Below are 17,362 nucleotides of genomic sequence, written 5' to 3' on the forward strand. Positions count from 1 at the left end.
CCATAGCATGTTACCTCCAAAAAGGGCTAGTTTTTCAGAAGATCCGATAAAAATCCAGAAACAATTGATAATATTTTGTCTTGCTGCGAGTGAATAAAGAAGTGATCCCCTTCCAATATATGTACTTGGAACGAGGAAACCGTCTGTTCCTTCCATGCCTGAATATGTTTGATACTCACCTCGGGATCTTGCGATCCGCCAAATGCAGTAATAGAGCATGCCAAGGGTTCATCCTGCCGGTAAGTATAAGTGTCGGCTAATTTAAAATCGGCTCGGAAAAGAGGCAGCATTATTTCCATCAATTCCTTATGTTCTAGTAGTTCTTTTGGTGTTCCATTCATCTTTTCCAACTCTGATAGAAATTCATTATCAGGCAAATGAAAAATCGGGGCACCGGGATCAGGTAGTTGAGGAGCATGATAACCAGCCACAAACATATGTATAGGAAGCAGATTATATACCTTTCTTATGTACCTTGCTAATTCGAAACTGATCAACGCGCCCATACTATGTCCAAAAAAAGTAAAAGGACGGTCAAGATACGGTCGAATGGCTTCCGCCAGAGCAGGAATCAGGGCTGACAGGTCCGTATAACACGGCTCTTTGAACCGGTTACTTCTCCCTGGTAACTGGATAGGGCAAACTGCCACTTGAGCAGGCATGTATTTATACCAGTCTTTATACATACTGGCGTTCCCACCGGCATAATGAAAGCAGAAAAGAAGTAACTTGGTTTGGTCTGTAATTACTGAAGATAATAGCCAGAGATTTTTTTCAGTAAGTTTATTCCCCATGGATTATTCTCTCCTTTCGATGCATAAATTTAATATGAATCATCTGCAGGTTGACTGTCGTTCCTAGTTAATCAGTAAATTTTACGACATGCCATTCTGTAATGATTATTCGTAATTAATTATTTGTTTTTGTCATTAGTGAAATAACTTTCTATAAATGATTCCAATCTAACATCTTTTAAAAAGAGTATTTTAGTAAACACCTCCAGTTTTGTCTGTTGATTATCCAAAATTCGGAATACGAATGAAGAGGAGACACTCTCGTGTAACGGTTTTGTTACGGACAATATCACAAACAGGTCTTTTTATGCAAGCTACCATTCTTCTCAATACATTGCAAGCTTTGAACTACTATCACCTGGAGAAGGGGTAGATTCCTTCGAACATCAGTCCAACGACCAGTTATCTTAGCAGCCTCTACCTCAGTTCCTGCGGTGAGAAACAAAGTATGCTCTGATCTGCTTCCATGCTTTCACTTGGTTTTCGCTACTTTGGTGATTTCAGCAGGGGGATGTCACGCAAAAAAGAGCTGATTGAACCCGAACTTGCAAGAGATTCGGGTTTGAATCAGCTCTTATTTCTTATTGCCAGTCCCCCCACATGTTGCGGAGAAGTTCAGCTTAGAATGACAGCCATTTTTTAAACATATATTTGGATGCAGCGCGGTTGGTGGCTGCAATCGCCGTGGTGAGCGGAATCCCTTTCGGACATGCCTGTACGCAGTTTTGGGAGTTTCCGCACTCCTGCACTCCGCCTTCACCGATCATTGCTTCTAAACGCTCTTCTTTATTCAGTGCACCGGTTGGATGGGAATTAAACAGTTGCACTTGCCCGACTACAAAAGGTCCAACGAAGCTGGATTTGGTATTGACATTTGGGCAAGCTTCCAGGCAGACACCACAGGTCATACACTTGGAGAGCTCATAACGCCACTGACGTTCCACATCCCCTTGCCGGGGACCCGGACCGAGGTCGTGGGTGCCATCAATCGGGATCCAAGCTTTCACACGTTTAAGAGCATCAAACATGCGTCCGCGATCCACGATCAAGTCACGAATGACCGGGAACGTTTTCATCGGCTCAATGCGGATCGGCTGTTTCAGCTTGTCAATCAAAGCGGTACAAGCCTGACGAGGCCGTCCGTTGATCACCATGGAACAGGCTCCGCAGACTTCTTCCAAACAGTTGGATTCCCATTGGATAGGAGCAACTTTTTCCCCTTTGGCATTGACAGGATTGCGCTGGATCTCCATAAAAGCGGAAATCACGTTCATATTTTTGCGGTAAGGGATTTTAAATTCCTCTTGATAGGGAGTCCCATCGGGACCGTCTTGACGGGTGACGATCAGATGAACGGACTGTTCCGCATGGCCCGCTTTTGCCGATGCAACCATTTGATTAGAAGCATCCGATTCAGGATGTGATTGAGGCTTGCCCTGAGAAGCAGTGCTTTGATCTAAAGTTTGTTGTTCACTCATTTTTTGATGCTCCCTTCTTAGCCACGTCATAGCGGCGCGGGCGGGGTTTGATCAGAGATACGTCAACGGGTTCGTACTCAAACACAGGGCCGTCTGCTGTAAACTTCGCTTTGGTGGTTTTCAACCATTTTTCATCATCGCGATCCGGGAAGTCCGGCTTGTAGTGGGCCCCGCGGCTCTCATTGCGATGGTACGCACCCAGCGTGATCACTCGGGCCAGTTGCAACATGTTCCACAGATGGCGGGTAAATGGTGCTGCCTGGTTGCTCCACTTGCTGGTATCAACCATGTTGATGTTTTGATAACGCTCCATCAACTCCTGAATTTTTTCATCCGTTTTCTTCAGGCGGTCATTATAACGGACGACTGTTACATTGTCAGTCATCCATTCACCGAGCTCTTTGTGCAACATATACGCATTTTCATTACCTTCCATTTTGAGGATCTTCTCGTATTTCTCTTCCTGTTCCTTACGCGGTGCTTCAAAGATGCTTGCATCCAGCGCATCAACAGATTTGTCCAGACCGCGGACGTATTCGATCGCTTTGGGGCCGGCAACCATTCCGCCAAAGATACAGGATAGGAGAGAGTTTGCCCCCAAACGGTTGGCTCCATGATATTGATATTCACATTCTCCGGCTGCAAACAGGCCGGGAATATTGGTCATTTGGTTATAGTCGACCCAGAGTCCGCCCATCGAGTAATGTACCGCCGGGAAAATTTTCATTGGAACTTTACGGGGATCTTCACCCATAAACTTCTCATAAATCTCAATAATCCCGCCCAGTTTGATGTCAAGCTCTTTCGGGTCTTTGTGAGAGAGATCCAAATAAACCATGTTCTCTCCGTTAATTCCGCGCTTCATATCGACACAAACTTTAAAAATCGCGCGGGTAGCGATATCCCGCGGAACGAGATTACCATACGCCGGATACCATTCCTCAAGAAAATACCATGGTTTTCCGTTTTCATCATACGTCCATACGCGTCCGCCTTCACCCCGGGCCGATTCGGACATCAGGCGCAGTTTATCGTCTCCGGGAATCGCGGTCGGATGAACCTGGATAAACTCACCGTTTGCGTAATAAGCACCCTGTTGATATACAGCACTGGCCGCAGTTCCGGTGTTAATCATTGAGTTGGTCGATTTACCAAAGATAATTCCCGGTCCGCCGGTCGCCAGGATGACCGCATCTGCCGGGAATGATACAACTTCACCACTTCTCATATTCTGGGCAACGATTCCACGACAGCGTCCGTCATCATCCTGCACGATTGATAAAAATTCCCAATGTTCATATTTGGTCACTTTACCTTCAACTTCGTAGCGGCGTACCTGCTCGTCAAGCGCATATAACAACTGTTGGCCTGTTGTGGCGCCGGCATAGGCGGTACGGTGATGCTTGGTGCCCCCAAAACGGCGGAAATCGATGAGGCCCTCCGGAGTACGGTTAAACGGAACTCCCATACGGTCCATCAAATAAATAATTCCCGGTGCCGCTTCACACATCGCTTTTACCGGAGGCTGGTTGGCCAAGAAGTCACCACCGTAGATTGTATCGTCAAAGTGTTCCCAGGGAGAATCCCCTTCCCCCTTGGTATTTACGGCACCGTTTATGCCCCCCTGTGCACACACAGAGTGAGAGCGTTTCACGGGAACCATCGAAAAGAGTTGAACATTGGCGCCTGCCTCTGCCGACTTGAGTGCCGCCATTAAGCCGGCCAGACCGCCGCCGACAATGATTATTTTTTCATTCATTGGCTAGTGCTCCCTTCTACCGCTGTGCCAGGCTAACAAAATTTGGATCTGCAAAAGCGAGTGCAGAGTGAATCCCGAAATAGGAAAGCAAGACAAACACAACACCCCATACCCAGGTAGATACGTACTGGGACCGCGGTCCGACTGTCACACCCCAACTGACCAAAAACGACCACATTCCATTGCTGAAGTGGAAAACAGCGGAAACGATACCGATGATGTAAAGGGTCAGTGTGACCGGATTTTGCATGAGCTGCGAGGTTTGTTGGGCGAGCTCTGCCGCCGTATAATCATGGATGGCAAGTTGAATGCGGGTTTGCCACACGTGCCAGACAACAAAGACCAGAGTGATCACCCCGGTCACCCGTTGCAGCATAAACATATAGTTACGAAATGTACTAAAATTACCGACATTGTTTTTTGCCTGGAAAGCTACATACAAACCATAAATAGCGTGGTACATCAGAGGCAGGAAAATAAAAAAGATTTCCAGTATGACCAGTAATGGCAGGTCCCAAATCCACTCTACCTGCTCAATCCATTCCTGTACCCCTTCTGTCGCATGGTAGTTGGTGTAAAAGTGTTCAATCAAAAAAAACCCCACCGGTATGACGCCCAATAAAGAGTGTAACCGACGGTTTAAAAAACTGCGTTGCGTGCTCATCGTGTGCCTCCAATCCAATCTTAGACTTAGTCGGGGGTTCTGTAAGGAAGTTTCCCCTGTGTTTCACAACTGTGAACAAGTAAGAGGATTCATGCTTTTATTATACCTCCACTATCTTCACTCGCTCCCATGTGGTGGTTCGCGTGCACTCCGTCGCACCGGGAAAGCGAGAGGCAACAGAGTGGAACCCTTTACACAACTCCACCCACCAGTGGGTTTCGTTCAGGACATATTGTAACACAAAAAATACGAACTTGCGATACGGCAGGTCGCCCCTCAGAAAAAAGTGGGTTCTTGAAAAAACACTATATTTGGATTCTTATAACCCGAAAATCGTACCTGGTAATCCAAAAATTTTTTTCTGATATTCAGACTTATCATATTCAACAAAGAGTGCATCAGGATTCGAAGCAAAAGAAATTCCTTTCCACGCGGGAAGCCTTTTTTCTGATAAAGTGCTGTGTGTCACAGGGAGAGGGCAGGATTAAAACTTTCATCAGGGTTGTGTCGCCCAGGTCATGAGGGTTTTCTGTAAAAGTGTGTGTCAAGGAGATAGCTGACATCGTATTAAATCATTATATAAACAGTGAAACACCGATCACCCACTATACTTGATGACAGGTGATCGGTGTTTTGAAAACAAATCATTTGTCCAAAAATCTCTAATACAAGCGTCTATATTTCTACCATGCGATACGGATGTCAGGCCGTTCCCTGGTTGATTTTTCCCCGTTCCACCGATGGTGCTTCCGGATCCTCCAACCAGCAGGCCACCTGATGATTGGAGGACACCTGAGTCACGGGTGGCATCTCCTCCAGGCATACATTCATCGCGTGCGGACAACGATCAGCAAACGGACAGCCGGCAGGCGGATCAAACAAGTCCGGCGGTGAACCGGGAATCGGTTCAATTTGTTGCGCCTTCGGCAAATCTAATCGTGGCATCGAAGCGAGCAGCCCCCATGTGTAAGGGTGGCGTGAATGGTGAAAAATCTCATTCACCGGCCCGGTCTCCACGATCACTCCGCCATACATAACTGCAACTCGTTCTGCTGTTTCAGCAACCACACCCAGATCGTGGGTGATTAAGATAATCGCTGTTTCCGTTTTTTCTTGCAGATCTTTCATCAAGCTCATGATCTGGGCTTGAATCGTCACATCAAGGGCAGTGGTCGGCTCATCGGCAATCAGGATTTTCGGGTTGCTGGCCAGGGCTAAGGCAATCATCACCCGCTGCCTCATCCCGCCGCTAAACTCATAGGGGTACTGAGAGACACGCTTTTCCGGGTTAGGGATGCCCACAAGTTTTAACATCTCAATCGCTTTGTTTTTAGCTTCTGTCACGCCGATTTTCTGATGCCAGCGAATCCCCTCAATAATTTGTTTGCCAACGGGCATAGTTGGATTGAGCGAGGTCATCGGGTCCTGGAAAATCATCCCGATCTCGGAACCTCTCACTTTAAACATTTCCCGCTCCGTCAATTTAACCAGATCTTTCCCCTGAAAAACAATCTCACCCTTTTTGATTTTGCCGGGAGGAGACGGTATTAAACGTACCGTGGACAGGGCAGTGACACTTTTCCCGCTTCCTGATTCCCCGACAATGGCCAATGTTTCCCCTTTATTCAGATGAAAAGTTACACCACGGACAGCTTTTACTTCGCCTCCTACTGTTTGAAAGGAGACATGCAGGTCATTTACTTGCAGCAATGGTTCCATCTGGCTCTTCCTTTCTTATTTGCGCATCTTAGGATCGAGGGCATCTCTGAGTCCGTCACCGAAGGCGTTAAACGCCAGCATGGTTAAACTGAGAAAGAGGGCCGGGAAAAAGAGGCGCCACCATTCACCGGATAAAACAGTAATGAGTGCATCATTGATCATCGTTCCCCAGCTGGCAACCGGGGCTTGGACACCCAGACCTAAGAAGCTCAGGAATGCTTCAGCAAAGATCGCTTGCGGAACAGTTAAAGTCAGCATGATAATAATTGGCCCCATCGCATTAGGAATCAGATGTTTAAATAATAAGCGCTTTGTACTTGCACCAAGGGTAGCGGCCGCCAAAACATATTCCTGTTCTTTCAGCTGCAACACCTGGCCTCTGACCAAACGAGACATGTTGAGCCAGCCGGTCACTGTCAAAGCGATAATAATCGTTCCCAGTCCCGGCCCCATGACGACCAGCAACAAAATAACTGTCAGCAAATATGGCAGACCCCATAACACATCTACAATCCTCATCATGATTTCATCAGTGCGTCCCCCGCGGTAACCGGCGATCCCGCCGTAAATCACCCCAATAACCAAATCAATCAGAGCGGCTACCAAACCAATCGTAAGTGAAATCCTTCCCCCTTGCCAGGTACGGACAAAAACATCGCGCCCCAGATCATCCGTACCAAACCAGTGCTTGCTTGAAGGTTCCAGATTTTTCCCTGTTTCCAGGTTTTGCTCACTGTAATCATAAGGAGAGATCATCGGTCCGATGATCGACATAAACCCAATCAGTAAAATTAAAACAAGACCAGTCATCGCCAACCAGTTTTTGCGGAGCCTGTACCAGGCATCTTTCCAATAACCAATATGGGGGCGCCTGATTTGTTCCATCGCGGTTTTTGAACGAACGGCAGGTTGAAAGCGTGGATTCACAGCTGGTTCCATCCTATTTGCCCCCTTTTTTGAACAATTGAATTCGCGGATCAATCATTCCGTATGCAAGATCTACAATAAAATTAACACTAATCAAAAGCGCGGAGTAAAACAGAGTAACCCCCATAATCAGAGGATAGTCGCGGTTCGAAATACTCTCAACAAAATATTTCCCAATCCCGGGAATGGAAAAAATATGCTCGATAACAAAACTGCCTGTTAAAACATTCACCGCGAGCGGACCGAGAATGGTCACAACTGGCAAAATTGCGTTGCGGACGGTATGTCGTAAAACAACCAGATAGGGGGGCAGCCCCTTGGAGCGGGCGGTACGAATAAAGTCATTGGTAAGAACCTCTACCATACTTGAGCGCATCAGGCGTGTAACAGTAGCCAGGGCATATGCCGACAGAGCGACGGTAGGCAAGACGGTAGAGTTAAAATCACCCCATGTGGCTACCGGCAACAGCTCCCATTCCACTCCGAAATATTTCTGCAAGATCGGGGCCAGCACAAAGCTTGGAATGGAGATAAGCAATACAGCCAGAACCATCGCACCATAATCTACCGGCCGGTTTTGATACAGTGCAGCAATTGTCCCCAGAGTCAGCCCGATGATAATAGCAAATATGAGTGCCTGAGCTCCCAATTGCGCAGATACGGGAAAACCTTCAGCCAGAATCTCGTTAATCGTGCGTGTGTCATATTTAATAGATGGCCCCAGATCCAATTGCAGCAAACTTTTCATATAAATCACATATTGGACAGGAATTGGTTTATCGAGATGGTAATGGGCCATCATATTTTTCAATACTTGTTCAGGCAGCTTTTTTTCGCTCGAAAAGGGATCACCCGGGATCGCATGCATCATGATAAATGTGAGTGTGGCGATCACCCATAAGGTCACGAGCATTTGTAATAAGCGTCGAATAATATATCGATTCAATAAAACACACCCCCTGGTTAATTGTGGGAAAATTAAGGTGACCCAAAGGAGAGTGACCTTTTTTACTCTTTATAATCATCCCTCAACCTTTACTCTTCAGTCAAGAAAATCCAGTTGTTTCCTTTTTGTATCGGACCGCTTTGGAACATGGCCGATTTTGCAAAAAAGGCTGCTGACTTTCACTCTGTCAGCAGCCTTTAAAACCCTTTGACGTGAATCAATCAGCTATACGAAGTCTTATTATTCTTCGATATAAGCGTAAGTATAATCCGTATGGCCGGTCACATCGTGGATGACATTTTTCAACTTATCATCCATCATATAGTTGATGGTATAGAAATAGAGAGGCGCGACCGGCATTTCGTCCATCAGGATCGCCTCGGCCTGGTGCATTTTTTCCATACGGACCTTTTGGTCTGCCGTCGATTTTGCTTCAGCGATTAATTTATCGTACTCCGGGTTGCCCCAGTTGGTGTCATTGTTTCCGCCGTCGGTTAAATAGTAATCGGCAAAGGTCATCGGATCAACATAATCCGCCAGCCAGCCCATCCGGGCCACTTGAAAGTCTCCGGCTTTTGTTTTATCCAGATATACTTTAAATTCAGAGTTTCTCATTTTTACTTCGACACCCAGGTTTTCTTTCCACATTTGCTGGACCGCTTCCGCGATTTTTTTGTGGGCTTCACTGGTATTGTAATCGAGAGTAACCTCGGGAAGTTCGGTCATCCCCAATTCTTTCAAACCTTCTGCAAGCAACTTTTTAGCTTCATCAGGATTGGCGGTACTGGGCAAGTACGGGGGACGTGCCTGATAGAATGGTTTGTTGGCTACCGGATCGTTGAATTCCCACGGAACCCATCCCGTCGCCGGCGCTTGCCCGCCCTGAGTTACATTTTTGACAAGCTTCTCCCGGTCGATCGCCAGTGAAAATGCTTTCCGTATTTTCGCATTATTAAAAGGTGCTTTTTCTACGTTGAACATATACATGTAGGTTCCCATGATCGGGGTTGATTTTGCTTTTCCTTCTTTCAGAAGCTTTGGCACCAGATCTGTGGGTATGGTACCTAAGTAATTAATTTTTTTCGATAAGAACATTTGGTAAGCCGTTTGCTCCTCGCCGACCATCGGAAAATTAATTTGTGTCAGCTGGACTTTATTTTTATTCCAATAGTTCTCATTTTTCACAATTTCAATTTTTGAATCGTGAGCCCATGTTTTTAATTTAAATGGGCCGTTCCCCACATAGCTGTCTGCATTTTTCGCCCAGTCAGGGTTTTTCTCAACCACATTTTTGTTGGTTGGGAAAAGGGCATAAAAGCCGGTTAAGCTGACGAAAAAGGGAGTCGGCTTTTCCAGCGTAACTTGCAAGGTTTTATCATCAATGGCTTTTACGCCGACATCTTCTGCTTTCGCTTTTCCCTGCTGGTATTTCTGCCCGTTTTTCAGGTAATAAAGCTGATAAGCATAGTCTGCTTCACCTGCATTTTTGGGATCAAGCATCCGCTTCCACTGGAATTCAAAATCATGGGCAGTGACCGGGTCCCCATTGGTCCATTTCGCATCGCGAAGATGGAAGGTAAAGGTTAAATTATCAGCACTTACTTCCCATTTCTCCGCCATACCTGGTTGCGGTTCCCCTTTAGCATCAGTGCGAACCAATCCTTCCATAACATGGGTTAATACTTCTCCCGACTGGGAATCAGTAGCCTTCAGCGGATCCAGGCTGGCCGGTTCGCTGGTCACGTGATTGACCGTTGTAAGCACTTGCTCTTTCGCTTTTTTCCCTTTGTCGCCTGAGGACGGATCAGTACATGCACTCACGATTAATAAAGATGCAATAATACCTAGCAGTAAAAATTTGTTGCGCCAAATCTTCATAAACACCCTCCTTTTTGACTCATAGGACTATATGCACGCAAAAAAATTGTGCTAATCAACTATATTCTACAAACTATTTTTATAACCTGCTAAAGTTTATTAATATTAAAGATTTTAATTTATTCGACCCAGCTTACTGTATAAATATCCCAATATAAAATATCGCCGCTTTTTGTTGTCCGGAATTTTCAATTAAAGTACCTGCTACATTCGCATAAATGTAAGCTGATATTCAAACAATTCAAAATCAATGTCCGTCAAGTTCCCCTTTTTTGAACAGCTAATGGTTGCAAAGATATTGGCAATCTATTACAAAATATAAAGTTTACAAGGAAGCGGCGGTCATAATCTACTAAAAAAGCCCTTCCCCGTCAGGAAGAGCTTGTACATGGAGCGAATCATCATTGTGCCACTTCAGCCAGTTCCTTTGCATCCAATCCAAACGCATGATGAAGTCTTTGTACAGCTTCTAAAGCGTCCTCTCGTTCTACGACACAGGAGATTTTAATTTCCGATGTAGAAACCATCTTGATGCGGATACCTGCTTCACTTAAAGTGGCAAACATTTTCGCAGCCACGCCCGGGCGGGTCATCATTCCGACACCGACAGCGGATACTTTGGCCAAACCCGACTCTGACAATATTTTTGCAAATCCTAAGTTTTCTTTGGCTGCTTGCAAAACCTGTCTCGCTTCTTCTCCTTCACCTTCATCCACGCTAAAGGCCACATCAATATGTTCATGGTCATGTTCGCTCTGTACAATCATGTCAACATTGATATGTGCATCAGCCAGACAAGCAAACAGGCGGGTCAACGTATTTTCACGGTTGGGCAAGCCCAGTACTTTGATTCTTGCTACTTTTAAATCATGTGCAATTCCACGTACATTTAATTCCGTTTCCATCATGTCTGCCTCCTTCACCCATGTCCCGGGTTCATCAACAAAACTGGACCGCACTACTAAATGGACTTGATGGAGCAATGCACCTTCTACCGAGCGCGGGTGGAGAACCCCGGCACCCAGATGGGCTAACTCAAGCATTTCCTCATAAGAGATCTCATCGATTTTTCGGGCGAGCGGGACGACACGCGGATCCGCGGTATATACTCCTGTCACATCGGTATAAATTTCGCAGTAATCTGCATGCAAAGCCGCAGCTAACGTGACTGCAGTGGTATCCGATCCTCCCCGCCCCAGCGTAGTGATCTGCCCATCGGCTGAAATTCCTTGAAATCCGGCTACGACCACAATCTCCCCACGCTCTAAACTTTCTGTTATTGGTTTTGTATCAACTTTTTTCACCAGAGCTTTTCCATGGACCGGGTCAGTTTGAATTCCCGCTTGCCATCCGGTCATGGAACGAGCTTTATATCCTCTTTCCTGCAAAGCCATGGTAAGCAAAGCGATGGTCACCTGTTCACCTGTTGTAAGCAACATATCCATTTCCCGCGGGGCAGGCCGTTCACTGATCTGGAAAGCGAGGTCGACAAGCTCATCCGTCGACTTCCCCATCGCAGAGACAACAACAACTACCTGATGCCCCTGGTCTGCCGTTCTGGTAACGGTGTCGGCCACTTTCCGGATTCGTTCCACACTTCCAACAGAGGTTCCGCCAAATTTTTGTACAACGATTCCCATGGTTTCTCCCTTACTCCTCCCTGCATGTTGTCAAAAAACTCGCCTATAAAAAAACAGAAGACCACAGCAGAGAGTAGCTAGCTGTCGTCTTTAGAACAAAACGCTCCAGTTCACTCTTCTCTGTGAGATAGCCCTCCACAAAAGCAGTGGCTTCTGTGACAGTGCCGCTCCTGTTCGGATACGGCCCCAGCCCAACTAATTTCCGGGTAAATAATTGGACTTCGGCAAATATTCCCTTTCCCTGTTCTTCACCGGTCCCGTCCTCAGAACAAGTACTGATGAACATCTGCACCTCTACTTCACATGATTAGCGAGAATGTTTAACACTCCCAAACCTGGCTGCGGACCGCAAGAGTCATGTAACCAGGAGAGTGCATAAATATGAAGTTATTAATATTGGTTTCGATACTACCACAAACGATGCCCATTTGACAACTAAAACTTTTTCGATGTGCAGCCAATATTGGTACAATTTTCATGATTTGATTGATTGGTTGGGGAAATGTTGGTTCATTATCAGATTAGAGGCAAGCTTTCTCTTTCCTAAGCTTGTATATGATCCGTGTACTCAGAAGGGGACCCATCTGAAAGTGAGGTGAACGATTAAAAGCGGGATCCGTCAGGATTACCAATTGTTTCGACGAAGTTTTAGGGCCCGGTTACCCGTTCCTGATCAATCGCTGGATTTTTCAGATTTGCGGGCTGTTCTCACTCAGTTGTCTCACGATATGTAGGGAATTTGAACCCTGTCCTCCACAACCGAGCTAAAATCATTTTCATCCACAATGATAAACATGACGCGATTTGATCTAATTAGCCGGAACCATTTTTACGTTTGACCCCATCAGAGGTTGAAATTGAGATATTTTTATGCAAAAATATCAAAAACTCTTCCACTGACATAGGTGACGCTATCGTCCAATTGAACTACGATCCCGTCAAGCAGGCTGATTTCAAGCTCTTTTCCCTCTTTGGTTTGCAATTTTACCGTCATAGACTTGCGGACTTTCGGTTTAAAATCTACATTTGCCATCACTCTTAATTCTTCCTGATTGCAGATGTCGTATTCTTTTGATTCCTGGTTTACATCGTACTGCGGTTGAGATTTAAAATCATTCATAAAATGATCCAACTCATTGGGATTGCCTACGACACACAACTTCAACATTAAAAATCTCTCCTTTTTCAATAAAATTAACGTTTTTTTAGTCTCCATCTGAATTTAAAAGCTTTATCACCAAGTAATGTGGACTGTTATTCCTTTTATAATTGTACATATTTTACAATAATTTTTCAAATATTAAAAATTATTTTTTTGGTTTACCTTCATATGATAATTATTCCCAATCTCTGAGCATATAGATCAAGCCCCGCTTCAATTGCAAATATTTCTTCGCAATTCAGGATGTAAATGGTGATTTTGAGGAATTTATCCTGTTTACAGCGGCAAAAATATTGTAAGATTTTTGTTTGGATTTGAAGTTTTCCCTTCACCGGACACGGGAGGCTGATAGCATAACCAGAGCCACTCTCCGGGGAGTGACTCTCTTTTTTTGGTATGGCAATCAAATAGATTCTGTCGTTACTCATATTTCTGTAAAATCGATTGCAGCTTCAGTGCCTGTCCCAATTCACCTTTCACTTTCAGTTTCCCACTCATAAAAGCAGCTGTGGGACTTAGTTTGCCTTCGACGAGCTTGCTAAAATTATCGTCGCTTATCTGCAATGTGCATTGAGATTCCCAGGGTGTTCCTTCAGCACATTCAGCTTTCCCCCGGCTAAACCGAACCTGATATGTACCCCCGCTTAAATCCAGTTGATAAACCGCCTCCACTTCGCTGATTCCTTCCGGATTTTCATTTATTTTTTCTACAAGTGCTGTTAAAACAAAATTTGCGGACATAAAAACAGCCTCCTAAGCAAGATTGAATACATATTCATTTTACTACGGGCTAAACGAAAAGTCAGAGCATATTTTTGTGATACCCATTTGTTTAATAAACCTTAACTTGGCATTGTTCCCGGCAACAGATATAATGAACGTTGAAATTTATTGTAATGACTCCTATTGGAGCGTGATCAGTATGAGTACAATTGGAATCCCCGGTTTAATCCTGATCTTAATCGTTGCTCTGTTGCTGTTTGGGCCGAAAAAACTTCCTGAACTCGGACGGGCAACAGGTCAGACCTTAAAAGCATTTCGTGATTCCATCTCCGGAAAAACGGAAGATGAGAAAGAGAAAAAAGAGGGGACAAAATAATTCTCTCACATCGGTATCCTTTGGCATCATCCTTGCTCACCAATCAGGTGAGTTTTTTTTAATTGCGGGCGATTTCACTGGTGATATCATTCACGTACAAAAAAGAACAGGCTACTTACCTGCTCTTTTTTGTAATTCCCGCTCATGGTCCAGTTGGATCATCTGAGCAATGTTTAAGCCGCGAAGTGCTGCCATGGCCGCCCCGCCACACAGGAAAGGTGGACCGCTCGTGTAGTACAATCCTTTTACTTTCCTCTCTTTCATCACGGGACGGAAAAAGGTACGTCTGTGGCAGGAAACGGGATCATAGAGTGATCCCCCCGGAGCACCGCATATTTGTTCAATCTCAGCAGGCCCGTATACCTTCTCTACTTCGATCTCTTCAGACAGTCCCGACAGCCCCCAGTTATTTTCCAGCCAGTATATGAGATGATTGCGGTATTCCCCGTATTTGGCTGCCAAATCTTCCTGCCGCTGTTCATGAACGGCTGGAACGTGAATCAGAACCGACAGGTTACTTCCGTTCACGGCACGATCCGGTTCTGAAAAGGCGGAGTTGCAAATGTAAATCGTCGGCGACAGCGACCACTCTTTTTGTTCAAAAATATCAATATACTGCCGCCCAACATCTTGCGGAAAAAAAAGATTATGATGATGCAAATGGGGATACACTCGTTTTACGCCAAACAGGCAGAGAAAACTTGATACGCCTAACGAATCTTGAGTTTCGGGTTTTCTTTTTTCCGAAAGCAATAGTTCCTGTGTTGTCCGCACGTCGGCATTGGACACGATAAAATCTGCTTCCCAGCTATCCATACCAGAGCGAACGCCCGTCACCTGCTCACCCTTTATCATAATTTCATCAACCTTACACCCGGTATAAATCCGGACTCCCAACGAAACTGCCAACCGCTCAAATGCTTCAATCAGACGGTAATTTCCTCCCTCAATATAGTACACCCCTTGTACCAGCTCCATATAACCGATCAAGGACAGAGTAGCTGGCAACTGATAGGGGGAAGCTCCCACATATGTAGCAAAGCGGTTCATTATCGCCAGTAAGCGCGGATCATCAAAATAACGGCGATGAAAGGAATCCATCGATTGAAATGGATGAACAGACATGAAAGCCTTAAGGTACCGGGGAGAGAAAACATCGGACCACTCGACCCACAGATGTTCAAACAAATGGTCTTCGGCAATCTCATACATACGCTGGACTTCCGTCAAATAATCAAGAAACCCCTGTCTATTCTCAGGTGAAAAGCCGGCCAGCTGCTCACTCATATAATCGGGATCTGCGGTTAAGTCGATCACCGTTCCGTTATTAAAAAAATTGCGGCTGTTGACGGCCAGCGGAATCAAACGAAGGGCAGGGTCTATCTTTTGTCCCGCTTCCCTGAAAACCCGTTCAAAAACCCAGGGTAAAGTAATGTTTGAAGGCCCAAAGTCGAACTGATATTTTCCCAGCCGAACTTCTTGTATCTTCCCGCCTAGTTTTTCTTGTTTTTCAAGCAAGTTGATCTCATAGCCCCGGGCAGCTAGATGGATGGCCGCCACCAATCCCGAAATTCCGCCTCCGATCACCACACCTTTTTTCATCGATTCCCCCCCTTTCTCACTTCCATCTTTCAACTTTACAACAGCAAACGCAGGCTTGATTCTGTTTCCAGACAAGGAAGGGCTTTTATTCCTGAGCCCGCGGCTTGTGAACATGGTAACCTCTCTGTAAAGGCAGGAAAACCATTAACAACAACTATGAAGAAACATTGCTGTTTTTTATCGACACTCCGTCCAAAAAGACAGATACAATCATCTCTGTCGTCTCAAGCAATTTTTCACGATCTTCACGCATATAAAATACATGAGCAGACAGTGAATCCAGTAAACCTAACCAAATATCCGTGAACAGCCGCACTTGATCAGGGTGATTTTCCAATTCGCCACTTTCCATTCCCCTCCGAATCAACTCACAATGAGGTTCCACAATGAACAGGTCATATGTCGTACGTACTTTTTCCACCAAACAGGAATGCAAATGCTCTTCCACATCTCTCATAAACGTGCTGATCGACATCCGGGCATACAAAAAATAGCCGTACGCCAAATGAAACAACTTTTCGCGGACGGTTCCTTTCCTTTCAATTCCGGCGACAATCTCCTTGCCCGTTCTCTCCAGGCAGTCACATATAACTGCGGTATAGAGATGCTCTTTATCGGGAAAATAATGATACAAAGTGGGCTTTGTAATACCTGCCGCATTCGTGATAGCACTGATTGAAACAGCGGCATACCCGCTCTTCAGAAATAGTAAGCTGGCATGCTGCAAAATAAGCTTTGCCGTATCCGTCCGTTCCGCTTGATCCAAGCGCTTTGGCCTCCCTGGTGGTCTTTTTTCGGTCGGGTGCTGATCTTTTTTGTGTTCCAAGGCCATAATGACTCCTTGATATAAACAGACTTAACAGTATAACTATTGTAGAATTTTGATTCGGTTTTCGTCAATTTTTCACCGCCAGACTACTGACAATCCGAACCGGCTGTTATTTTAAAAGGCGGGTCAACTGTCGCAATTGCTTTTCTATTTGATCCAATTGTTCATTCATTTGATTAACCTTTATGTTTACTTCTTTACGCAACTCGTGAAGTTGTCGGGCGATCAAAGCAATATTTGTTTCCACATATTCCGAATTGTATTCTAAATTTACGGAATGATGATGTTTACCATTTTTGTCCTGTTCACGCCAGCGCACATTGTTTAAATAAGAATAAACCTCCCGCACATTTCTGACTCCAGATTGATGTAATTCTCCTGCAAGTTTCATTACATAGGTACGGGAAATTTTATTGTTATTTTCAAGTAAGCAAAACTCTAATAAACTATTTATAACTCCATTTGAAAATCTATATTTTTCCTTCAGTTCGTAAATAATTTGGATGATCGGCTTCGGTATGGTTTGTCCGCCGGCGTATTGTGAAAGTAATTCCAAAGGGTCAAGCGACTCTAATTGTTGAAGGTGCTGTTCCTGTTCACTCATGAATTTTCCTCCTGGCTGTCAAGCTAAGGTGATTATACCATTTCCAAAAGGTAAAAAATTTTTTCCGAAAAACAAATTTTCTTTTTCTATAAAGAAGCAGCTATATCATACCGATTTGTTTTCAGGTAAAACCAGGACATTGTTTTAACATGATTCCGTCGGCAACATTATAACTTTGACACAACCCTATGGATGAAAGATTGATTATGTATAAGTGGTTTTTCTACAGTCTGTGGGGAGAATTCATTCTCCCCTCCTCAC

15 protein-coding genes and 1 riboswitch are annotated in these 17,362 nt (G+C 45.0%); of the genes, 1 reads left to right on the forward strand and 14 read right to left on the reverse strand.

Annotated features, from left to right (window positions below; all coding sequences use genetic code 11):
- Positions 1-26 precede the first annotated feature (26 nt).
- The 11 genes from I8U27_RS09300 to I8U27_RS09355 all read right to left on the reverse strand — a co-directional run bounded on the left by I8U27_RS09300 (position 27) and on the right by I8U27_RS09355 (position 13,708).
- Entirely contained in the window at positions 27-794 is a 768-nt protein-coding gene (locus tag I8U27_RS09300; RefSeq protein ID WP_181751855.1) for a thioesterase II family protein, read from the reverse strand.
- A gap of 620 nt (positions 795-1,414) precedes the next feature.
- Positions 1,415-2,188 (reverse strand): succinate dehydrogenase iron-sulfur subunit, encoded by a 774-nt coding sequence (gene sdhB / locus I8U27_RS09305; protein WP_181751886.1) that lies wholly within the window; start codon positions 2,186-2,188, stop codon positions 1,415-1,417.
- Between the two features lie 76 nt (positions 2,189-2,264).
- A complete protein-coding gene (sdhA, locus tag I8U27_RS09310) occupies positions 2,265-4,031 on the reverse strand; it encodes a succinate dehydrogenase flavoprotein subunit (protein ID WP_181751854.1) in 1,767 nt (588 codons plus the stop codon).
- A 16-nt stretch (positions 4,032-4,047) separates the two neighbouring features.
- Entirely contained in the window at positions 4,048-4,695 is a 648-nt protein-coding gene (locus tag I8U27_RS09315; protein WP_181751853.1) for a succinate dehydrogenase cytochrome b558 subunit, read from the reverse strand.
- Between the two features lie 702 nt (positions 4,696-5,397).
- Positions 5,398-6,414, reverse strand: a complete 1,017-nt coding sequence (locus tag I8U27_RS09320; protein WP_181751852.1) for an ABC transporter ATP-binding protein — start codon at positions 6,412-6,414, stop codon at positions 5,398-5,400.
- 15 nt (positions 6,415-6,429) lie between these two features.
- Positions 6,430-7,299 carry an ABC transporter permease gene (locus tag I8U27_RS09325; protein WP_232345347.1) on the reverse strand — a complete coding sequence of 290 codons (870 nt, stop codon included), beginning with the start codon at positions 7,297-7,299 and terminating at the stop codon, positions 6,430-6,432.
- Positions 7,300-7,354: 55 nt separating this feature from the next.
- The gene (locus I8U27_RS09330) at positions 7,355-8,287 is read right to left on the reverse strand and encodes an ABC transporter permease (RefSeq protein WP_181751850.1); all 933 of its coding nucleotides are present in this window, start codon (positions 8,285-8,287) and stop codon (positions 7,355-7,357) included.
- A 240-nt stretch (positions 8,288-8,527) separates the two neighbouring features.
- Positions 8,528-10,165 carry a peptide ABC transporter substrate-binding protein gene (locus tag I8U27_RS09335; RefSeq protein ID WP_220185936.1) on the reverse strand — a complete coding sequence of 546 codons (1,638 nt, stop codon included), beginning with the start codon at positions 10,163-10,165 and terminating at the stop codon, positions 8,528-8,530.
- 401 nt (positions 10,166-10,566) lie between these two features.
- On the reverse strand, positions 10,567-11,805 hold the full coding sequence (locus I8U27_RS09340; protein ID WP_181751849.1) for an aspartate kinase: 1,239 nt from the start codon (positions 11,803-11,805) through the stop codon (positions 10,567-10,569).
- Positions 11,806-11,925: 120 nt separating this feature from the next.
- Positions 11,926-12,110, reverse strand: a riboswitch (Lysine riboswitch).
- 563 nt (positions 12,111-12,673) lie between these two features.
- On the reverse strand, positions 12,674-12,973 hold the full coding sequence (locus tag I8U27_RS09350) for a hypothetical protein (protein WP_181751847.1): 300 nt from the start codon (positions 12,971-12,973) through the stop codon (positions 12,674-12,676).
- A gap of 414 nt (positions 12,974-13,387) precedes the next feature.
- A complete protein-coding gene (locus tag I8U27_RS09355; protein ID WP_181751846.1) occupies positions 13,388-13,708 on the reverse strand; it encodes an SCP2 sterol-binding domain-containing protein in 321 nt (106 codons plus the stop codon).
- Between the two features lie 181 nt (positions 13,709-13,889).
- Here I8U27_RS09355 and tatA point away from each other — a divergent pair, with 181 nt between their 5' ends.
- Positions 13,890-14,066 carry a twin-arginine translocase TatA/TatE family subunit gene (tatA, locus tag I8U27_RS09360; RefSeq protein ID WP_181751845.1) on the forward strand — a complete coding sequence of 59 codons (177 nt, stop codon included), beginning with the start codon at positions 13,890-13,892 and terminating at the stop codon, positions 14,064-14,066.
- Positions 14,067-14,177: 111 nt separating this feature from the next.
- Here the strand turns inward: tatA and I8U27_RS09365 are convergent, their stop codons facing one another.
- From I8U27_RS09365 to I8U27_RS09375, 3 genes are all read right to left on the reverse strand, one after another.
- Positions 14,178-15,668, reverse strand: a complete 1,491-nt coding sequence (locus I8U27_RS09365; RefSeq protein WP_181751844.1) for a phytoene desaturase family protein — start codon at positions 15,666-15,668, stop codon at positions 14,178-14,180.
- Positions 15,669-15,822: 154 nt separating this feature from the next.
- Positions 15,823-16,434, reverse strand: a complete 612-nt coding sequence (locus tag I8U27_RS09370; RefSeq protein ID WP_181751843.1) for a TetR/AcrR family transcriptional regulator — start codon at positions 16,432-16,434, stop codon at positions 15,823-15,825.
- A 172-nt stretch (positions 16,435-16,606) separates the two neighbouring features.
- Positions 16,607-17,101, reverse strand: a complete 495-nt coding sequence (locus tag I8U27_RS09375; RefSeq protein ID WP_181751842.1) for a DnaD domain-containing protein — start codon at positions 17,099-17,101, stop codon at positions 16,607-16,609.
- Between the last annotated feature and the right edge of the window lie 261 nt (positions 17,102-17,362).

The sequence above is a fragment of the Paenactinomyces guangxiensis genome, assembly GCF_016055185.1.
Taxonomy (GTDB): Bacteria; Bacillota; Bacilli; order Thermoactinomycetales; family Thermoactinomycetaceae; genus Paenactinomyces; species Paenactinomyces guangxiensis.